16 protein-coding genes are annotated in these 18806 nt (G+C 60.8%); 9 read left to right on the forward strand and 7 right to left on the reverse strand.

Annotated elements, in window-relative coordinates; all coding sequences use genetic code 11:
• Positions 1–8 precede the first annotated feature (8 nt).
• Both HU730_RS26560 and HU730_RS00910 read left to right on the forward strand, forming a co-directional pair.
• Positions 9–767, forward strand: coding sequence for a hypothetical protein (locus tag HU730_RS26560; RefSeq protein WP_346345347.1), 759 nt, complete (start codon positions 9–11; stop codon positions 765–767).
• 13 nt (positions 768–780) lie between these two features.
• Positions 781–2931, forward strand: a complete 2151-nt coding sequence (locus HU730_RS00910) for a lipase family protein (protein ID WP_186527810.1) — start codon at positions 781–783, stop codon at positions 2929–2931.
• A gap of 9 nt (positions 2932–2940) precedes the next feature.
• Here the strand turns inward: HU730_RS00910 and codA are convergent, their stop codons facing one another.
• From codA to HU730_RS00930, 4 genes are all read right to left on the reverse strand, one after another.
• Positions 2941–4176 carry a cytosine deaminase gene (gene codA, locus HU730_RS00915; protein WP_054922302.1) on the reverse strand — a complete coding sequence of 412 codons (1236 nt, stop codon included), beginning with the start codon at positions 4174–4176 and terminating at the stop codon, positions 2941–2943.
• A 49-nt stretch (positions 4177–4225) separates the two neighbouring features.
• Entirely contained in the window at positions 4226–5494 is a 1269-nt protein-coding gene (gene codB / locus HU730_RS00920; RefSeq protein ID WP_186527811.1) for a cytosine permease, read from the reverse strand.
• Between the two features lie 397 nt (positions 5495–5891).
• A complete protein-coding gene (gene queD, locus HU730_RS00925) occupies positions 5892–6248 on the reverse strand; it encodes a 6-carboxytetrahydropterin synthase QueD (RefSeq protein WP_003190259.1) in 357 nt (118 codons plus the stop codon).
• A 97-nt stretch (positions 6249–6345) separates the two neighbouring features.
• Positions 6346–7425, reverse strand: coding sequence for a patatin-like phospholipase family protein (locus HU730_RS00930; protein ID WP_186527812.1), 1080 nt, complete (start codon positions 7423–7425; stop codon positions 6346–6348).
• A 158-nt stretch (positions 7426–7583) separates the two neighbouring features.
• Between HU730_RS00930 and HU730_RS00935 the strand changes: the two genes are divergently transcribed.
• The 4 genes from HU730_RS00935 to HU730_RS00950 are packed head-to-tail and all read left to right on the forward strand — an operon-like array spanning position 7584 to position 10175.
• A complete protein-coding gene (locus tag HU730_RS00935; protein ID WP_096144349.1) occupies positions 7584–7886 on the forward strand; it encodes a PepSY domain-containing protein in 303 nt (100 codons plus the stop codon).
• On the forward strand, positions 7886–8197 hold the full coding sequence (locus tag HU730_RS00940; protein ID WP_003190266.1) for a PepSY domain-containing protein: 312 nt from the start codon (positions 7886–7888) through the stop codon (positions 8195–8197). Before HU730_RS00935 ends, HU730_RS00940 begins: the two co-directional genes overlap by 1 nt.
• A complete protein-coding gene (locus tag HU730_RS00945; protein WP_096144348.1) occupies positions 8197–8865 on the forward strand; it encodes a response regulator transcription factor in 669 nt (222 codons plus the stop codon). Before HU730_RS00940 ends, HU730_RS00945 begins: the two co-directional genes overlap by 1 nt.
• On the forward strand, positions 8862–10175 hold the full coding sequence (locus HU730_RS00950) for a sensor histidine kinase (RefSeq protein ID WP_186527813.1): 1314 nt from the start codon (positions 8862–8864) through the stop codon (positions 10173–10175). The genes HU730_RS00945 and HU730_RS00950 overlap by 4 nt, the downstream gene beginning before the upstream one ends.
• Positions 10176–10432: 257 nt before the next feature.
• Here the strand turns inward: HU730_RS00950 and HU730_RS00955 are convergent, their stop codons facing one another.
• A complete protein-coding gene (locus HU730_RS00955) occupies positions 10433–12580 on the reverse strand; it encodes a methyl-accepting chemotaxis protein (protein ID WP_034125806.1) in 2148 nt (715 codons plus the stop codon).
• A gap of 229 nt (positions 12581–12809) precedes the next feature.
• On the opposite strand from HU730_RS00955, the gene HU730_RS00960 reads away from it, so the two are divergent.
• The gene (locus HU730_RS00960; RefSeq protein ID WP_161793214.1) at positions 12810–14129 is read left to right on the forward strand and encodes a Na+/H+ antiporter NhaC family protein; all 1320 of its coding nucleotides are present in this window, start codon (positions 12810–12812) and stop codon (positions 14127–14129) included.
• 185 nt (positions 14130–14314) lie between these two features.
• Positions 14315–15994 (forward strand): methyl-accepting chemotaxis protein, encoded by a 1680-nt coding sequence (locus tag HU730_RS00965; protein ID WP_054922288.1) that lies wholly within the window; start codon positions 14315–14317, stop codon positions 15992–15994.
• A 22-nt stretch (positions 15995–16016) separates the two neighbouring features.
• On the opposite strand, the gene yegQ is transcribed toward HU730_RS00965, so the two are convergent.
• Positions 16017–17330, reverse strand: a complete 1314-nt coding sequence (gene yegQ / locus HU730_RS00970) for a tRNA 5-hydroxyuridine modification protein YegQ (protein WP_186527888.1) — start codon at positions 17328–17330, stop codon at positions 16017–16019.
• A gap of 172 nt (positions 17331–17502) precedes the next feature.
• Between yegQ and HU730_RS00975 the strand changes: the two genes are divergently transcribed.
• Complete coding sequence (locus HU730_RS00975; protein WP_019818663.1) at positions 17503–18570, forward strand: AI-2E family transporter; 1068 nt, start codon at positions 17503–17505, stop codon at positions 18568–18570.
• 3 nt (positions 18571–18573) lie between these two features.
• On the opposite strand, the gene HU730_RS00980 is transcribed toward HU730_RS00975, so the two are convergent.
• Positions 18574–18756: a hypothetical protein gene (locus tag HU730_RS00980; RefSeq protein ID WP_034125803.1), complete on the reverse strand. Its 183-nt coding sequence runs from the start codon at positions 18754–18756 to the stop codon at positions 18574–18576.
• Between the last annotated feature and the right edge of the window lie 50 nt (positions 18757–18806).

Raw genomic sequence — 18806 nt, forward strand, 5'->3', positions numbered from 1 at the left:
TAGGGTGGGTGTTGCTGGTTGTTGCGGCTGCGTGGCTTTCGGGGTGTACGGGGAGGACGGTGGAGCGTTTTACATTGGAGGTGGATTTGCCAGCGCAATTTGAACTTAAAACGGCTGCCAACTACCGGCCCGCAACGGGTGAGACTTGCACCTTGCCTCGGCGGCGAGGCAAAAGACCTGAGCGGAAAGTCTTTTTTACAGACTACAAGCCTGTGGCGAGCAGTGTGAGTTATGAGTTGCCACTGACTGAAACGGTAGAAGGATGTCCGTTGGTCCTGCGCAGTGTGGAATTTGACTTCTATGCGAAGTGGGGGACACGGAGTACGGATGTGGGCGGGAATTTCGGGAGTATTTCCATTCGAGACCGTTTGGAGGCCGACCTGCCTGGGATGCCTGGGTCGGGTGTGCAGGAAGTCCTTGGGCAATGTAAGTGGCACTTTCGGACGGTAGGGCCTTTGCATGCGATTAGAAAACTCCTGATCTGCAATTCATTGGATTCGATGGGCAAGTTGCAAGAGTCGCGGGTAGGGGGCGTGGCGCAACGGCCGCAATTACCGGGGAAAAAGCTGAGGCTGGTGCTATCTGTCAGTGAGGATGAGTTACCTGCCTTTGATGATAGATGGGTAGCTGTGCCGGGTGGATGGCGGCGATGCAGAGGCAAGAGTTTCGAAGACCTTTTTGCATATTGCGCAGGTAACACCACGGACTTTAAACCCATAAAAATGCCGGACGGGCGCATATGCGACGTCTATCCAACATGCAAATAACAAGGACGAATTCATGAAGCTGGATGCATGGAAGCAAGCTTTTTTCAATGAACGAATGCCTGCTTGCGCATTGAAAGGGCACTGGGTAAGTTTTCGTTTGGTCGATATGGCAGGCAATGGAAAAGCCTATGGCGGACTGCCATTTTCGGTCCATGACAGTTCAGGGAGACAGTACGTCGGTAAATTGAATGGCGAGGGTTTTGCCAGGCTGCAAGATTTCTACTGCGGCCCTGTTGTTCTCATGTTGGATGATTTGTATAGCGGGACTGAGGAGCCGTACTACCAGCTAAGAACGCGCCGAACGTACAAACTGCCTATCACCGAACTTCAAATTCGCGCTGAGCGAACTTTTTTTGGTAGTGCTGGCGGCAGACGCGTTGAGGGGGCGCCTGCCTACCAAGAAGCGGATGGGTTTTATCAGGTTGAAGTAAGCGATTTGGTACGCCATAGCGCTCATTTGCCCCGACCTGCTTCGTCAGCTTTGCGTCCCAAGCGCCATGCACTGAAAATGTTGGCCGATCTGGGCTTCGGCCCGCCTCAGCCTTCATTGGTGGGTATCGTACTGTTCCCCAACAAGCACACCGTTCTGGAAGTGCGACCACTACGGGCCTTACGCCCCATCTTATCCACCGAAGACGGCTTCTGCGCCCTTAACCTATACCAACTGGCATTGTTTGCTGCGTTGAGTTACTGCGATTTTGGACAGGCCCCCGCCGAAAAACCATTAGACGAAGTCCGGTTTCCGTTGGATCCGAGCGTTGGAAATTTATTCGCTGAACAGCTTTCGGTGTATCACGAAGCCTGGCGAATTGATCCGAAGCAATCACACCGTTTTTACCCGATCTACGAAGATATCCCTTACTCCCAACGCTTCGAAATCCTGCCGTTCGATCCCGTGTTGTATCCCCAAAATCGCCCGGAACGAAACGAAGAGCAGGAGCATCCCGCACGTTTGCACTTTTTCGATGATGAAAAATTCGGTACTGACACCCAGGCCTTCATCACCCACCACGATGAAGTCATCCTGATCTCTGTGCGAGGAACGGTCAGCCGTGCCGACGCATTACGTGACGCCGACGCCCATCAGGTGGCCTTCGAAGGCGGTGTTGGAAAAGCCCACGATGGTTTTTACCAGGCCTATCGGGCGCTGCGTAATTTCGTATTGCAATATCTTGATCAGTTTCACACCGGCCAGCGCATCGTAATGTGCGGCCACAGCCTCGGCGGCGCCATAGCACTGCTGTTGGCAGAAGGACTGCGCCGAACCCCAGACGCCCATTACAACATCCTGCTCTACACCTACGGCGCCCCCCGCGCCGCCGACTCTGAATTTACCGCCGGTGCCTCTTCCCTGGTCCACCACCGCATCGTCAACCACAACGACCCCGTCCCCAGCGTCCCGGCGCCCTGGATGAATACCACCGCCAAGCTCTGGATTCCCGGGGCCATCACGCTATTCAGCAACCCCGTACCCGGTGGCCTGTTGTTCGCCGCAGGGCTGGTGCGCGTGGGTGGTAACCCCTATCGACATCATGGCGAGCAATATCATTTCATGCCGATCACGCTCCCGGATGGCAGCCATTCTTCGGTGTTATGGAAGCCTGGCTGTGAATCCCTCCAAGAAGCGGGTTGCAACCGCGCATTGCAACTGCAGGGCGACATGCCCGACCGCGATAATGTGCTGAGGCAGCTGTTTCAAGCCGACCAGCACTTCATGACCACCAGCTACATCCCCGCGGCGTGGGCGACATTGCGCCGCTGGCAACAAACCCTGGAGAGTGAGGGCTCGTTGGTGACCCAGAGGGAATTCGAGCTGCTCGACCGGGCCTTTGAAGACATGCGCGAGCAACTACGGACCAAGCGGCGTGAACTTGCTCTGCGGCGCCCTGCCAATGATCGTAGCCATGAACCTACCGATGCCTTGAACGCAGAGATCGACCGTTTGCACACCAGCCGAGAGCGCTTGGCAAGCCTGCGCTGGCGTCGCCTGCAAGCCCGCGATGTCTACGGCAGCCATGCCTCTTCTGCACATCTGCAAGCGAGCCTCAAGCGTTGGTTCCGCCATCGCGAGAATCGTGAGCCGGCCCAATTCACCAGCGTCCCGCCGCCTTCCCACGATGAACAGGTACGGGTGCAAACGTTGGACATCGACTCAGTCGTCTAACCCGCGCGGTTACATAAACTCTACCTGTGTCGGTTGCCGTTTCATCAGCACCTTGCCGTTGCGAATCGAGTACAACGGCAGGCCCTGGCTACGTATGACTTCGTAGTCGCTGTCGGCCGACAGGATCAGCAGGTTGGCCGGGCGACCTGCTTGCAACCCATAACGATCGCCCAGGGCCATGGCTTTGGCACTGTTGTCGGTGACCAGGTCCAGGGCGTTTTGCAAATTGCGGTAACCGAGCATATGGCAGATGTGCAGACCGGCCTCCAGTACTCGCAGAATGTTGCCGTTACCCAGCGGGTACCAGGGATCGACGATGGAATCCTGGCCGAAACACACGTTCATGCCGGCCTCAAGCAGTTCGTTCACACGGGTGACACCACGGCGTTTCGGGAAGTTGTCGAAGCGGCCCTGCAGGTGGATGCTTTCGGTGGGGCACGAGACAAAGCTGATGCCAGAGTGCCCTAGCAGGCGAAACAGCTTGGCGCAGTAAGCATTGTCGTAGGAACCCATGGCGGTGGTATGGCTGGCGGTCACGCGGGCACCCATGTCGCGGCTGCGGGCTTCTTCCGCGAGGACTTCGAGAAAGCGTGAGTGGGGGTCGTCGGTTTCGTCACAGTGCACGTCCACCAGGCAGCCAGTACGCTCGGCCAGATCCATGAGGAACTTCACCGAACTCACGCCTTGGTCGCGGGTGTATTCGAAGTGGGGGATGCCACCGATCACATCGGCACCCAGGCGAATGGCTTCTTCCATCAACTCACGACCATTGCGGAAGGACTCGATGCCTTCCTGGGGAAAGGCGACGATTTGCAGGTCGATCAGGTGCGTGCTCTCTTCACGTACCTCCAGCAGGGCCTTGAGTGCGGTGAGGTCCGGGTCGGTGACGTCGACATGGGTGCGCACATGCTGGATGCCATGGGCGGCGAGGGCCTGAATGGTTTTTTTGGCCCGGGCCTTGGTGTCTTCCAGAGTAATGGTGGCCTTGCGTTCGCCCCAGCACTCGATGCCTTCAAACAGCGTACCGCTCATGTTCCAGCGCGGCTCGCCGGCGGTGAGGGTGGCGTCGAGGTGGATGTGGGGCTCGACAAAGGGCGGTATGACCAGGTTGCCGGCGGCGTCCAAGTCGCCGGCCATCAGTGTGGGCGCTCCGGTTTGCGCAGTGATGCTGGCGATCCGGCCATTTTCCAGGTGCAGATCATGCAGGCCTTCACGGTTGCGCAGGCGGGCATTGATGATGTGCATGGGCAAGTTCCTCTTGGCTAAAAAAATCAGGCAGACAGCCGCCAGATCCTCAGGACGATACCGATGTCCAGGCGGTCATGGCGCGTAGTATGGCGCTGAGCAGCACATAGGTCAGCGATGCGGCAAAAATTCCCACCAACGGCGCGACCCACGGCGAGTTGAACGCGACCACGGTACCCACCCCATACGCGATCAGACCTGGCCAATTGAATGCCGGTAAGTGAGCCTCTGCCAAGCGCGGATATTGGCCGCGATAGCGATAGAAGAAGTCCGCCATGATCACGCCTCCTATCGGCGGGATGACCGTGCCCAGCAGGATCAGGTACGGCACCAACAGGTCGTACATGCCGAACAAGGCGAGCAGGGTGCCGATCACCGCGCCGGCCAGGGTCACGCTCTTGCGCCGTTGGGTGCGCAGCAGGTTACAGCCGGCGACGGCGAAGTTGTAGATGGTGTTGTCCTGGGTGCTCCAGATATTAAGCAGCAGCATGGCCATCGCCGCTGTGGCGAAACCTTGCAGCAGCAAGACCTCCACCACATCCGGTTGCTGATAGACGATGGCGCCATAGGCCCCGATCAGCACCATCAAACCATTGCCGACAAAAAAGCCGATCAGGCTGGCCAGCACCGCAACCTTGGCCGAGCGCGAAAACCTCGTCCAGTTGGTGGCCTGGGTTGCCCCGCTGACAAAGGTCCCGAACACCAGGGTGATGGCGGTGGACAAGTCCAGCTCAGCGCTGGGCACCACCGCCAGCAGCCCCTCCAGCCCGCCGACCTTTACAGTGGCGACCCACATCGACAGCAGCAACAGGAGCCCCATGGCCGGCACCGCGATGTAGGACAGGATTTCCAAGCCGCGATACCCCACGTAGGCGGTGGCGCAGAACAGTAAGCCAAATACCACCATCAGCCCCAGCACACTGCCCTGGCTCAATTGGAAATACTTGCCCAATACCACCGCAGCCGTGGCCGTGCCCCAGGCATACCAGCCGATCTGGGTAAAACCGAGGATCAAGTCACTGAGCTTGCTGCCCACTTCGCCAAAGCAGAAACGCCCCATCAACACCGAGTTCAAGCCGCTCTTGAACGCGATGTAACCCAAGCCTGCGGCGTAGATACCCAACAACAGGTTACCCAGGGCCACGACGCCGAGCATGTCGATGAAGCTGAACGCCACCCCCAGCTTGCCGCCGGCGAACATGGTCGCGGTAAAAAAGGTGAACCCCAGCAACACCATGGCCGTAGAGGCCAGACCCTTGCGCGCGTGCAAGGGGACTTCGCTGAGAGGGTAGTCGTTGCCGGGGTCTTGTTGCGTCATGGGGGCTGCTCCCTGAGTGGTGACCCAGGTCGTGTGCATCCTGCGTGCCAATGCAGGTGCAGGCAGGTATGCGCTGACGGAGTAAGCCCTTTATAAGGCCGTCTCCTCCCAATCAGCGCAAAAGCAGTGCAGCGGTGAGCCAAACTGGCTCAGTCGATCGGCGTCTGTGCGGGTTTTCCTAATGGATCAGCCCGCCGCTTCGAAAAAAACACCTACAGTTGGCAATGCCAGCCAATTAAGAGCTAGAGCGAACAAACAGTGACCTGTGGCGAGGGAGCTTGCTCCCGTTGGGCTGCGTAGCAGTCCCATCTTTTGGGGCCGCTTCGCGACCCAGCGGGAGCAAGCTCCCTCGCCACAGTGACATTCCCCGCAGGTGGTCTTTTCAACACTCGATCACTTACTCGCCGCGATAAATGCACCCACTGGTGCAGGTCTCGTGGATACGGATCGCACTGAGTTCCGGCAACAAGGGTTTCAGTTCATTCCAGATCCACTTGGCCAGCACTTCGCTGGTGGGGTTTTCAAGGCCGGGAATGTCGTTGAGGTAGTTGTGGTCGAGGCGTTCATAGAGCGGCTTGAAAATCGCCTTGATCTCCGAGAAGTCGCGAATCCAGCCGGTATGGGGATCCAGGTCGCCGCTCAGGTGGATGGCCACCTTGAACGAATGCCCATGCAGGCGCCCGCATTTGTGGCCTTCCGGTACGTGGGGCAGGCGGTGGGCGGATTCGAATGTAAATTCCTTGAAGATTTCCACAGTGTTTTCAGCTCGGTCAGGTGTCTGGCAGGCGGCGAGTTTAACAGCTTGATCAACCTCTGCGCATACCGCCCCTCGGCCGCAGGCGCCCATGCGGTCAAAGGGCTAGCAAACGGTCGCCGAGCTTGCCGTTATCCGCCAATGCCAAAAACTCATCGCCCAGCCGTTGGCTTTCGCTCATGGCAGTTTGCCAATATTTGTTGCGGCCAGGATCATCGCCCATAAAGCGCTTGAAGTCGCTACGGTCTGGCAGCTTGCCGTGGGGCAGGCGGGCCAGGTAGTCCCTGGACGGCGCCAGCAGTAATACATCCTGCAAGCCTTGCTGGTTGCTGCGTCGCCATGGCAGGCCCTTGTCGAACCAGCCGGGGATGACCCGGTCAGTAAAATGCGGATACAACACGATGTCATCGCCGTGGTAGGGCAGGTCGAGGTGGTAGTCCAGCAGGCCGCCGTCGCGGTAGGTGCCGGCTCCGGCTCCGGGCAGGTCGCGCACGCCTTGCATCACCATGGGGATCGAGCCGGACGCGAGCAACGCCTGGCGCAGGTTACCCACGTCCAGGCTGAGAAAGCGCGAGGGGAAATCTTTCAGGGGGTGTACCGGTGGCGCCTGGCGCGGGTCGTGGATGATCAGCCGCTCGAAATGCCGCGACAGCCGTGCGCGGCCCCGCAGGTTATCGGCAATCACCGATGACAGGCCCAGCCCCAGCCGCCCACGGTGGTCATCGGCGAGCAAACCGTGGCTCTTGACCACCATGATGTTCAGCCGATAGTCGGGGTTGTCCAGCACCCGCGCATCGCGCCCGGCCAGCAGGTCGTCGAGCATGCGTTGGCAGCTCTGGCTGACTTGGGCCATGGTCACGCCTTTGGCAAAGCGCTGCTCGTTGTACAGCCGGCCCAGGTCGAGCAAACCTTGCACCGGGTCGGGCAGGCAGGCGCTGGCAAACCGCCAGGAGCCAATGGACGCGCCGATCAGCGCACGCTCGCGCGGCGCACGGGGCAACCAATCACCGAACAGCGCCAGGTCGAGCCCTTGGATACCCAGGGCCTTGGGGCCGCCAGCCGCCCCGGGGAGGATACCGACGTCGGCAGGCGCAAGGCCCTGCTCGCGAATGCGGGTGATGGCGCGTTTACCGGCCTTGAGTGTCAAGGCCGGGAACTTGATATGGATGGCTGTCATACCGGTCTCTGTTGAGGCGAGCGGGGCAGTATAGGAAATCTCGCAGGCAGTGGGAAAAATGGCTTGACTGGAATTGCCATGGTGGCAATTCAGTTTCAGTTAAGTTGCAGCGCGTACCGTGGCCGGCGTAGGAAAACATCATGTAACGGAGACTTATCATGAAGCGCCTCACTGCCCTGGGCGCCGCCGCTATCATCCTCGTTACGGCGACCTCGGCCGCCGCCGTGGACCCCGACAAGCCACTGATCGTGCCGGCCACTGTTACAATTGTCGCTTTCGATCAATTGGAAGCTACGGCCCTGGCCCTTCACCCTGGTTCGACGCTGCTGGACACCGATTTGGATGAGGAATACGGCAAGTACGTCTATGAAGTCGAGCTACGAGATGCAGACGGCATTGAATGGGACGTTGAATTGAACGCGCTCACCGGGCAGGTTCTCAAGAATCATCAGGATACGTAATGAAGGTAAATTTACGCGTCGGCAGTCGCGTGGCGCTGGTGCTCATGGTGTTCTGTTCCAGCCTGGCGGCCCGCGACCTCAACCAGGACGAAGCCCTGGCCCTGCGCCAACAAGGCGTCATCCTGCCATTGGAACAGCTGTTGCAGCAGGCCATGGCGCGATACCCCGGCTCACGGCTATTGGAAGCCGAACTGGAAAAGAAACACGGGCAATACGCCTATGAAGTGGAACTGGTGACCACCGAGGGCGTGGTGCGCGAGATCAAGCTGGATGCCACCAATGGCGACCTGATCAAAGATGAGGAAGACTGATGCGCCTGCTCCTGGTGGAAGACAACGTGCCCCTGGCCGACGAACTGATGGCCGGCCTGCAGCGCCAGGGCTATGCGGTCGACTGGCTGGCCGATGGCCGCGACGCCGTGTATCAAGGGCGCAGCGAACCCTATGACCTAATCATCCTCGACCTTGGCCTGCCAGGGTTGCCTGGGCTTGACGTGCTAGCGCAATGGCGCGCCGCCTCGTTGGCCATACCAGTGCTGATCCTCACGGCCCGCGATTCCTGGGCCGAGCGTATCGAAGGGCTCAAGGCCGGCGCCGATGATTACCTGAGCAAACCCTTTCACCCCGAAGAGCTGTACCTGCGCATCCAGTCGCTGCTGCGCCGCTCCCATGGCCAGACGAACCAGCCCACCCTGCAAGCTGCCGGCCTGCATCTGGATGAAGGGCGCCAGTGCGTGCTACGTGACGGCGCCGAGATCCAGCTGACGGCTGCCGAGTTTCGTTTGTTGCGCTATTTCATGCTGCATCCCGAACAGATCCTGTCCAAAAGCCACCTGGCCGAACACTTGTATGACGGCGAGACCGAGCGCGACTCTAATGTGCTGGAGGTGCACGTCAACCATCTAAGGCGCAAATTGGGCCGCAGCGTGATCGAGACCCGGCGTGGCCAGGGCTACCGTTTCGGCGCCACCCCGGCATGAGGTCGATCCAGCGGCGCTTGAGCCTGGGGTTGATCAGCGTGATGGTGATTGTCGGCGTGGTGCTGGCGCAAACCAGCCTGTGGTTGTTCGAGGCGGGTTTGCAACGCTACCTTGAAGCGGGCTTGCGCAACGACAGCGAAAATCTGCTGGTGGCGCTGGTGCGTGGGCCCAACGGCGTGCAGTTGGATGAGCAACGCCTGTCGCCGGCGTACCAGCGGCCGTTTTCCGGGCATTACTTTCGTATCGACTTTGCCGATGTGCATTGGCGCTCCCGTTCATTGTGGGACCAGGAACTGCCCCGGCTCGCGGTGGCGGGGCTCAAGGGCAACCTGCAACTGGGGCCCGAAGGCCAGCAACTGTTGGTGCTGCGCTCGGACTACAAGCGCTTTGGCCAGTCGATTTCCATCAGCGTGGCCCAGGACTACACGCCCGTGCGCGAGAGCTTTCGCCTGATGCGCCAGGTCGGCCTGGTGATGGGGCTGGCGGCGCTGCTGTTGGTGCTGATCCTGCAACGGGTCACCGTGCGCCGTGCCCTGCGCCCCCTGGAGACCGCACGCAACCAGATCGCCCAACTGCAACAAGGCCAGCGCTCGCAACTCGACACCCAAGTGCCGCTTGAGCTGGAGCCCCTGGTGGCGCAGATCAACCACCTGTTGGCGCACACCGAAGACAGCCTCAAGCGCTCCCGCAACGCCCTCGGCAACCTGGGGCATGCACTGAAAACCCCGCTGGCAGTGTTGTTGAGCGCGGCCTCCAGTGACGCGCTCAAGGATCATCCGCAACTGAGCCAGTTGCTGCGCGAGCAATTGGAGCAGGTGCAGCAGCGCCTCAACCGTGAACTCAACCGTGCGCGCCTGGCGGGCGATGCCTTGCCGGGTGCGTTGTTTGACTGTGAACAAGAGCTGCCCGGTTTACTGGCCACCCTGCGCATGATCCACGGCGAACACCTGGACCTCAGCTATCAGGTGGCGCCGGGCCTGCAACTGCCCTGGGACCGTGAAGACCTGCTGGAACTGCTGGGCAATCTGTTGGACAACGCCTGTAAATGGGCGGACGCCGAGGTACGCCTGAGCGTCAGCGAGACGCCCCAGGGCTATCGGCTGGCGGTGGAAGACGACGGCCCCGGCATTCCCGAGGCCCAGCGCGACCAAGTGTTCAGCCGTGGCGCACGCCTGGATGAGCAAAGGGTTGGCCATGGCCTGGGTTTGGGGATCGTGCGCGACATTGTCGAGGTGTGGGGTGGGGTGTTGCAACTGCAGGAGAGTGAGCTGGGTGGGCTCAAGGTATTGATCCAGTTGCCACGCCGCTGACACTGGCACACCGCTGCTCAAAATGTGGGAGCTGGCTTGCCTGCGATAGCATCGACTCGGTTTACCTGAAATACCGAGGTGTCTGCATCGCCTACTGTAGGAGCGAGCTTGCTCGCGAAAAACGTCAACGATAACGCGTGCTTGCTGAATGAACGCGGCGCCTGTGAGTTTTTCGCGAGCAAGCTCGCTCCTACAAAAAGCCCTTAACGGACTGGCATTGGGGCAAGCCCGACTCCCACAGAAAAGCCTAGCTACATTCAGACCCGAAACTGATCCATCAACCCCTGCTGCTGGTTCGCCAGGCTGTTCAACGCCTGGCTGACCCGCGCCGATTCATTGGCCTGCTCCGACAACGATTCGGTCACATCGCGAATGGTCGCCACGTTGCTGTTGATCTCTTCGGCCACGGCGCTTTGCTCTTCCGCGGCGCTGGCGATTTGCAGGTTCATGTCGCTGATCACCGTGACCGCATCGCCAATCTGGCGCAAGGCGGTGACGGCCTGGCCGACCTGTTCGACGCTGCCCTGGGCCTGGCGATAGCTGTTGCCCATGGAACCGACCACATCGCTGGTACCGGTTTGCAATTGTTCGATCACCAGGCGGGTTTCTTCCACCGATTCCTGGGTGCGCCGTGCCAGGTTGCGCACTTCGTCGGCGACCACGGCAAAACCGCGGCCGGCTTCACCGGCGCGAGCGGCTTCGATGGCGGCGTTGAGCGCCAACAGGTTGGTCTGCTCGGCGATGCCGCGAATCACTTCAAGCACCGAGCCGATCTGTTCGCTGTTGGCGGCCAAGCCTTCAACTTGGGTCATAGCGGTGCTCATGTCGGCGGCGAGCTCGCCAATGTTGGCGGTGGTGCGGTCGATAACCGTCAAGCCTTGGCGAGTCGCCTGGTCGGCATCTCGGGCGGCTTGGGCCGCCTGGGCGGCGCTGCGAGCCACATCCTGAGCGGTGGCGCTCATTTCGTGGGATGCGGTGGCCACCTGATCAACCTGACGGTACTGCTGCTCCATGCCGGCGCTGGTTTGCGTGGCAATAGCGGCGGACTGGTCGGCGGTGCCGCGAGCGTCCTGCACCGAGCGTTTGACCTCGGCAATGATCGGCTGCAGCTTGTCGAGGAAACGGTTGAACCAGCCGGCCAATTGGCCCAGTTCGTCCTGTTTGGCATAGGCCAGGCGCCGGGTCAGGTCGCCTTCGCCGCTGGCGATATCCTCAAGCATGTGCGCCACGCCGAGGATTGGCCGGGTCACGCTGCGTGCCATCAGCCACACCAGGATCAAGCCGACCACGGCGGCCAGCAGGCCCAGGCCCAGTTCCAGCAGGGTGCCTTTGGCGTTGTCGGCGTCCAGCTGGTTTTTCAGCGCTTCGGCGGGGGCGACCAGGACTTTTTCAGGTACATCCAGCAATACGCCCCACGCCTTACCGCCGGGAATCGGCGCAAAAGGCGCCAGTACCTTGAGTTGGTGGTCGGTGCGCAGGCTGCGGGTCTGGGTACTGCTGGCCAAGGCACTGGTCAGCTGTGCGCCGCTGGCCGGGTCGACCTGCTCCAGGCGTTGGCTGAGTTTGCTGGCATCCGGGCTGTAGCCAGCCAATAAGCCAGTGGCGCTGAGGATGCTGACCTGGGTCTGGCCGTCGTACAGTTTCTGGCTGGCCTGTTGGCTGACCGCCTGCAGGCTGTTGAGGTTGATATCCACCGACAGCGAGGCGATGACTTTGCCATTGACCATCAGCGGGAACACGATGCTGGTCATCAGCACGTTCTGGCCGTCGATCACATAGAAGTAGGGCTCGATCACGCAGGGCTTGAGAGTCGTGCGCGGGCAGGTGAACCAGGCGTTGGCCTTTTCGCCGCTGGGGCCGATGGAGGTGTCGGCCATGTCGCTCTCGGGCAGCGCCATCGAGGTGATTTTCCCCGGTGTCGGTTGCGACCAGTACAGCGCGAAACGGCCTTTGTCATTGCTGCCCAGTTCCGCCTGATTGGCGAACAGTTCGTCCTTGCCGTCCAGCGCATTGGCTTCGAACACCAGGGACAGGCCGAGCAGGTCGGGGTTGGCCTGCAGGGCGGCCTTGACCTGGCGCGTCAGGTCTTCACGGGTGTCGAAGGCATCGAGAAAGCGCTTCTCGGCCTGCTCGCGCAAAAACAACACCTGGCGGGAAAAGCCATGGCCGTACTGGTAAGCATCCATGAACTGCTGGCGAATGCCCAGCGCTTGCACTTCGCCTTGGGCCTCGATGCGCGACTGGGCAGCTTCGTCGAGCATCTGCATGCTGGACGCCTTGACCTGCTGCGAGCTCTGCGCCATGCGATACAGCGACAGACCCACCAGCAGGGTCACGATCCCCAGCAGGCAGAGGCCCGCCAGCAGGGTGATTTTCCATTGAATGGAGAGCTGCCTGAGCGACATCGGGACATCCTTACCTGAAAGCACATAGAGACAGCGTATCGGCCAGTGCCGGTAATTCTTTATCTGTGCAGAGGGCTTTGCCTCACCACAGTTTTTGACATGACAGCCCAGCTCCTGCAAAGTGCGCGCCCTCTAATAAGACCTCTTTCAAGCCTGCACGCCGGCAGCTGTTCCCATGGGCCGCGCGCGGGCATGCCTGTCTTTTTTGTTTCTGCTTGAGGTAACCATGATTAACGCAGTCATCGCCGCGGTCGGCACCATGCTGGTACTCAGCCTGTCCCGCGTGCATGTGGTCATCGCCATTATCGTCGGCGCCCTGGTGGGCGGCTTGACCGGTGGCCTGGGTATCGAGGCCACGCTCAAGGCCTTCAACGGCGGGCTGGGCGGCGGCGCAACCGTGGCCTTGTCCTACGCATTGCTCGGTGCTTTCGCCGTGGCGATTGCCAAGTCCGGCCTGGCCCATGCGCTGGCGGACAAAGCCTTGCTGCTGGTGGACCGCCAGGACGCCAGCGGTGGCAACCACGTCAAATGGCTGCTGATCGGCCTGTTGTGGGTGGTGGCGATTGCCTCGCAGAACATCTTGCCGATCCACATTGCGTTTATTCCGCTGCTGGTACCGCCGCTGCTGTATGTGCTGACCAAGCTGCAACTGGACCGTCGCTTGATCGCCTGCGTGATGACCTTCGGCCTGATCACCCCGTACATGTTTCTGCCGGTGGGCTTTGGCAATATCTTCCTCAATCAGATCCTGCTGGCTAACGTCGCCAAGAGCGGAGTGGATATCAGCGGGGTCAATGTCACCCACGCCATGGGCCTGCCGGCGCTGGGCATGGTGGTCGGCCTGCTGGTGGCGGTGCTGATCAGCTACCGCAAAAAGCGTGTGTACGACCTGAAGAAAATCGAGCGTGTCGAGCAAGTAGCGGTGCAGTACAACCCGCTGACCCTGCTGGTGGCCGGCCTGGCGATCGCCTCGGCGTTCATCATCCAGTTGTGGCTGGACTCGATGATCATCGGCGCCCTGGCCGGGTTCCTGATCTTCTCGGTGTCGGGCATCGTGCGCTGGCGCGACACCGATGACCTATTCACCGAAGGCATGAAAATGATGGCGATGATCGGCTTCATCATGATCGCGTCCTCAGGTTTTGCCGAAGTGCTCAAGGCCACCGGTGACGTGAACTCGCTGGTGCAGGCCTCGGCAGCGTTCATCGGCCATAGCCGGGGCGTCGGCGCGTTGTTGATGCTGCTGGTGGGGTTGTTGGTGACCATGGGCATCGGCTCGTCGTTTTCCACGGTGCCGATCCTCGCGGCGATTTTCGTGCCGCTGTGTGTGCAGTTGGGCTTCAGCCCGGTGGCCATCGTGTGCATCGTTGGTACCGCCGGTGCCTTGGGCGACGCCGGTTCGCCTGCCTCGGACTCCACCCTCGGCCCCACCTCCGGCCTGAACATCGACGGCCAGCACCACCATATCTGGGACACCGTGGTACCGACCTTCCTGCACTACAACCTGCCGCTGCTGGCGTTCGGCTGGCTGGCCGCGATGACGCTCTGATCCAGGCGAGAACCTCTGTGGCGAGGGAGCTTGCTCCCGCTGGGCTGCGAAGCAGCCCCAAAAAAGCGTGCGGGCGCTGCGCACCCCAGCGGCAGCAAGCTGCCTCGCCACACAAGCTCGCTCCTACAGTAATCGCTCACATGGCCGTTAACCTCTCAAGTCGCCACTAACAAGAGAGAAAAGCCATGCGTCTGAGTTTGAAGGCCAAAGTCCTGGCCCTTGCTGTCGTGCCGGTGTTGTTGTTTGCCGTGGTCATCAGCCTGACCACCGTGTGGATTCTGCAGGGCCAGGCCCGCAACGAGGTGGATGAAACCCGTCAGCGCCTGCTCAACGACGCCAAGGCCACCCTGCAAAGTTATGTCGAGGTGGCCATGACCACCATCAAGCCGCTCTACGACGCGGCAGCCCCCGGCGACAGCGCGGCGCGGGCGCAGGTGGTCAAGTTGTTATCCAATACCAGCTACGGCAAAGACGGCTATTTCTTCGGCTACGACTCCGAAACCATCCGCCTGTTCAAGGGCAACAGCCCGGACGGCGTGGGCAAAAGCTTCAAGGACAACCGCGACCCCAACGGCGTCTACGTCAACCGCGACCTGGTGAAGGTCGGCAAGGACGGCACCCACTACCTGCAATACAGCTCGACCCAGCCCGGCCAGACCGAGCTGGTGCCCAAGCTCGGCTATACCGAGTATCTGCCCAAGTGGGACATGGTGATCGGCACCTCGGTGAACCTCGATGGCATCGACGCCCAAGTGGCGGTGGTGCAGGCAAAAGTCGAGAAGCGCATGCAAGGCGTGCTGTTGAGCATCCTCGGCGTGGCCGTGGTGGTGTTGCTGGTGATCGCCGCCGTGGGCATGCTGCTGGCCAATACCATCTTGCGCCCGCTGCACCTGATGAAAGCCAACCTCGATGACATCGCCGCGGGTGAAGGTGACCTGACCCGCCGCCTGGCCATCACCAGCCAGGATGAACTCGGCGACCTGGCCGGTGCATTCAACCGCTTTGTCGATAAGATCCACGGCCTGGTGCGCCAGATCACCGACATGACCGCCCAACTCACCGGGCTGGTGAGCCAGGTGTCCGACCAGGCCCAGCGTTCCGAACAGGCCATGGAACGCCAGCGCCACGAGACCGACCAAGTAGCCACCGCGATCAACCAGATGTCCTCGGCCGCCCACGAAGTGGCACGCAGTGCCCAAGGCGCCGCCGTCGCTGCGCAGCAGACCGACGCCGAAGGCCAGGCCGCCAAACGGGTGGTGGACGGTAGCATCGCGCAGATCCATGCGCTGGTGAACGACATCCGCAGCAGCGGCGTGTCCCTAGACAGCCTGCAGCAGGATGTGTCGTCAATCGTCAGTGTGCTCGGCGTGATCCGCTCCATCGCCGAGCAAACCAACCTGCTGGCGCTCAACGCTGCCATCGAGGCCGCACGGGCTGGGGAGGCTGGGCGTGGCTTTGCCGTAGTCGCCGATGAAGTGCGTGCCCTGGCCAGTCGCACCCAAACCAGCACCCAGGAAATCCAGGGCATGATCGATCGCCTGCAAAAAGGCACCGAGGCGGCCGTGGACGCTATGCGCCGTTCCAGCGATGCCGGCGACGGCACCTCGGCCCAGGCCAACCAGGCCGGCGCGTCCCTGGACACCATGGCGCAACTGATTGGCACCATCAACTCAATGAACGCCCAGATCGCCAGCGCCGCGGAAGAGCAGACCGCCGTGGCGGAAGAGATCAACCGCAGCGTGCATCAGATTGCGGTAGCGGTGGACAGCGTGGCGGACGAAACCCAGTTGGGCGCTCAGACGTCTCGCAGCCTGGCAGACCTGGGCCAGCGCCTCGGGCAGTTGGTAGGCCAGTTCAGGATCTGATCCATCCAACCCACGGCAGGGTTTAAACGTCGCGCATCAGCAGGCCAAAACGCAGGTCCATCTGCGCCGGAATCGGCACATACACCGTATGCCCGTCCCCCGGCGCCACCTCAATGCTTTCGCCCTTGGCGTTATGCAGGCTCGGCAAGTCAAAATGAAAATTGCCGGCGGGCGTCATCAACTCCAGGTGGTCGCCCAGCACAAAGCGATTCTTCACCTTCACTTCGGCCAACGCGCCACGTCGTTCGCCAGTCAGCTCCCCGACGAACTGCTGGCGCTCGGAAACCGAGCTGCCGTTCTGGTAGTTCTGGTATTCATCGTGCACGTGGCGGCGCAGGAAACCTTCGGTGTAGCCACGCTGGGCCAGGGACTCGAGGTTGGTCATCAAGCCGCGGTCAAACGCCCGGCCGGCCACTGCGTCATCGATGGCCTGGCGGTAGACCTGGGTGGTGCGCGCGCAGTAGAAGTGGGACTTGGTGCGGCCTTCGATCTTCAACGAATGCACGCCCATCTGTGCCAGGCGCTCCACATGCTGCACGGCCCGCAGGTCCTTGGCGTTCATGATGTAGGTGCCGTGTTCGTCTTCGAAAGCGGGCATGGGGTCATCGGGGCGATTGGCCTCTTGTAGCAGGAACACCTTATCGGTGGGTGTGCCGATGCCCAATGTGGGTTGATATTCATGGACGATATCGCCAGTGGCACTCTCCACGGCCGGCGTGGCCTGGTATTTCCAGCGGCAGGCATTGGTGCAAGTGCCCTGGTTGGCATCGCGTTTGTTCATATAGCCCGACAGCAGACACCGCCCGGAATAGGCCATGCACAAGGCGCCATGTACAAACACCTCCAACTCCATCGTCGGCACCTGCTGGCGGATTTCGCCAATCTCTTCCAGAGAAAGCTCCCGCGACAGAATCACCCTGCAAATGCCTTGTTGCTGCCAGAACGCCACGCTGGCCCAATTCACCGTATTGGCCTGCACCGACAGGTGGATCGGCATCTGCGGGAAGTGCTGGCGCACCAGCATGATCAGCCCAGGATCGGACATGATCAGCGCATCCGGGCCCATGGCGATCACGGGCGCCAGGTCCTTGAGGAAGGTCTTGAGCTTGGCGTTGTGCGGCGCAATGTTCACTACCACGTAGAAGCGCTTGCCCAGGTCATGGGCTTCCTGGATGCCGAGGGCCAGGTTGGCGTGGTCGAACTCGTTATTGCGCACCCGCAGGCTGTAGCGCGGCTGGCCGGCGTAGACCGCGTCGGCACCGTAGGCGAAGGCGTAGCGCATGTTTTTCAGGGTGCCGGCGGGAGCGAGCAGTTCGGGGGCAGTTATCGGGCGCATGGGTGTGGGTCGCAAAAAGGCGCGAGGGTAGTGCTGGAGCGATAACGGGATATTGACCCAGGTCTAAATAACGCGATCTATGCTTGTTCGATAAACAAGGGCACTCCCACGTTTGGCTGCGGACTAAGCAACAGGGCCGCCATCGGCCCTGTTTTTCTGACATGGACCGGACATGAATCAAACCAACCTGCAATTCAAAACCCTGTTGCTGCTACTGGCCTTGGTCACCGTGGCTTTTATCTGGATATTGCTGCCGTTCTACGGTGCGGTGTTCTGGGCGGTGATCCTGGGCATTATCTTTGCGCCGATGCAGCGCCGCCTGCAGCAACGTTTTAGCTGGAACCGCAACCTGACCTCCCTGACCACCTTGATGGTGTGCCTGGTGATCGCGATTCTGCCGGTGATCATCACCAGTGCTTTGCTGGTGCAAGAGGGGGCCACGCTCTACAAAAACATCGAGAGCGGCAAACTCGACGTAGCGGGTTATATCGAGCAATTCAAGAACGTTTTACCGCCGTATTTCCAGCAGTTGCTCGACCGTTTTGGCATGGGCAACCTCGAAGGGCTGCGGGAAAAGGTCGTCAAGGGCGCGATGCAGGGCAGTCAGTTCTTTGCCTCCCAGGCGTTCAGCTTCGGCCAGGGTACGTTTGATTTCCTGGTGAGCTTTTTCATCATGCTGTACCTGCTGTTTTTCCTGCTGCGCGATGGCCCGGAGCTGGTACGCAAGGTGCGCACGGCAGTACCGTTGGCCGAGCCGCAAAAGCGTCGCCTGCAGCTCAAGTTCAACCGCGTGGTGCGCGCCACGGTCAAGGGCAACGTGCTGGTGGCTGTGACCCAAGGTGCGCTGGGAGGCTTGATCTTTTGGTTCCTGGACATCCCGAGTGCCTTGCTCTGGGCCGTGCTGATGGCGTTCCTGTCACTACTGCCTGCGGTGGGTGCCGGGCTGGTCTGGGGGCCGGTGGCGGTTTATTTCCTGTTGAGCGGTTCGATCTGGCAGGGCGTGGTGCTGGGGCTGTTCGGGGTGTTCGTGATTGGCCTGGTGGACAACGTGCTGCGCCCGATCCTGGTGGGCAAGGACACCAAGATGCCGGACTACCTGATCCTGATCTCGACCTTGGGCGGCCTGTCGGTGTTCGGCCTTAACGGCTTTGTGATCGGGCCGCTGGTGGCAGCGTTGTTCATGTCGTGCTGGGCGTTGTTCGTCGAAACCAAGCCGCGGGTCAAGTTGCCATTGCCGTAGCTTTCAGGCCTCGAGCCTGAAGTCGGTTGCCATTCGGCGCTGTGTTTCGGCATCGGATAACGAAGTGAGCGGGCCGCTGATCGGCTCGCCATCGCGCACAACGTACCAGCAGGCGAGCAAGCCCAGTTTGCGCAGAGGGGCGGGGACGGCGCTGCCGATGACGGACATGATTTGAATAGTGGGCATAAGTACCTCCAAACGTTATGGAGGTCACCTTACGGTTTGCCGGTGCCTGG

It is taken from the genome of Pseudomonas sp. SWRI22, assembly GCF_014268395.2.
GTDB lineage: Bacteria > Pseudomonadota > Gammaproteobacteria > Pseudomonadales > Pseudomonadaceae > Aquipseudomonas > Aquipseudomonas paracarnis.

Excerpts from the sequence above, each read along its gene's own strand:
- HU730_RS00910 (WP_186527810.1), top strand. The coding sequence starts at position 781 with ATGAAGCTGGATGCATGGAAGCAAGCTTTTTTCAATGAACGAATGCCT.
- codA (WP_054922302.1), bottom strand. The coding sequence starts at position 4,176 with ATGCACATCATCAATGCCCGCCTGCGCAACCGTGAAGGCCTGCATGAT.
- codB (WP_186527811.1), bottom strand. The coding sequence starts at position 5,494 with ATGACGCAACAAGACCCCGGCAACGACTACCCTCTCAGCGAAGTCCCC.
- HU730_RS00930 (WP_186527812.1), bottom strand. The coding sequence starts at position 7,425 with ATGACAGCCATCCATATCAAGTTCCCGGCCTTGACACTCAAGGCCGGT.
- HU730_RS00935 (WP_096144349.1), top strand. The coding sequence starts at position 7,584 with ATGAAGCGCCTCACTGCCCTGGGCGCCGCCGCTATCATCCTCGTTACG.
- HU730_RS00940 (WP_003190266.1), top strand. The coding sequence starts at position 7,886 with ATGAAGGTAAATTTACGCGTCGGCAGTCGCGTGGCGCTGGTGCTCATG.
- HU730_RS00945 (WP_096144348.1), top strand. The coding sequence starts at position 8,197 with ATGCGCCTGCTCCTGGTGGAAGACAACGTGCCCCTGGCCGACGAACTG.
- HU730_RS00950 (WP_186527813.1), top strand. The coding sequence starts at position 8,862 with ATGAGGTCGATCCAGCGGCGCTTGAGCCTGGGGTTGATCAGCGTGATG.
- HU730_RS00955 (WP_034125806.1), bottom strand. The coding sequence starts at position 12,580 with ATGTCGCTCAGGCAGCTCTCCATTCAATGGAAAATCACCCTGCTGGCG.
- HU730_RS00965 (WP_054922288.1), top strand. The coding sequence starts at position 14,315 with ATGCGTCTGAGTTTGAAGGCCAAAGTCCTGGCCCTTGCTGTCGTGCCG.
- yegQ (WP_186527888.1), bottom strand. The coding sequence starts at position 17,330 with ATGCGCCCGATAACTGCCCCCGAACTGCTCGCTCCCGCCGGCACCCTG.
- HU730_RS00975 (WP_019818663.1), top strand. The coding sequence starts at position 17,503 with ATGAATCAAACCAACCTGCAATTCAAAACCCTGTTGCTGCTACTGGCC.
- HU730_RS00980 (WP_034125803.1), bottom strand. The coding sequence starts at position 18,756 with ATGCCCACTATTCAAATCATGTCCGTCATCGGCAGCGCCGTCCCCGCC.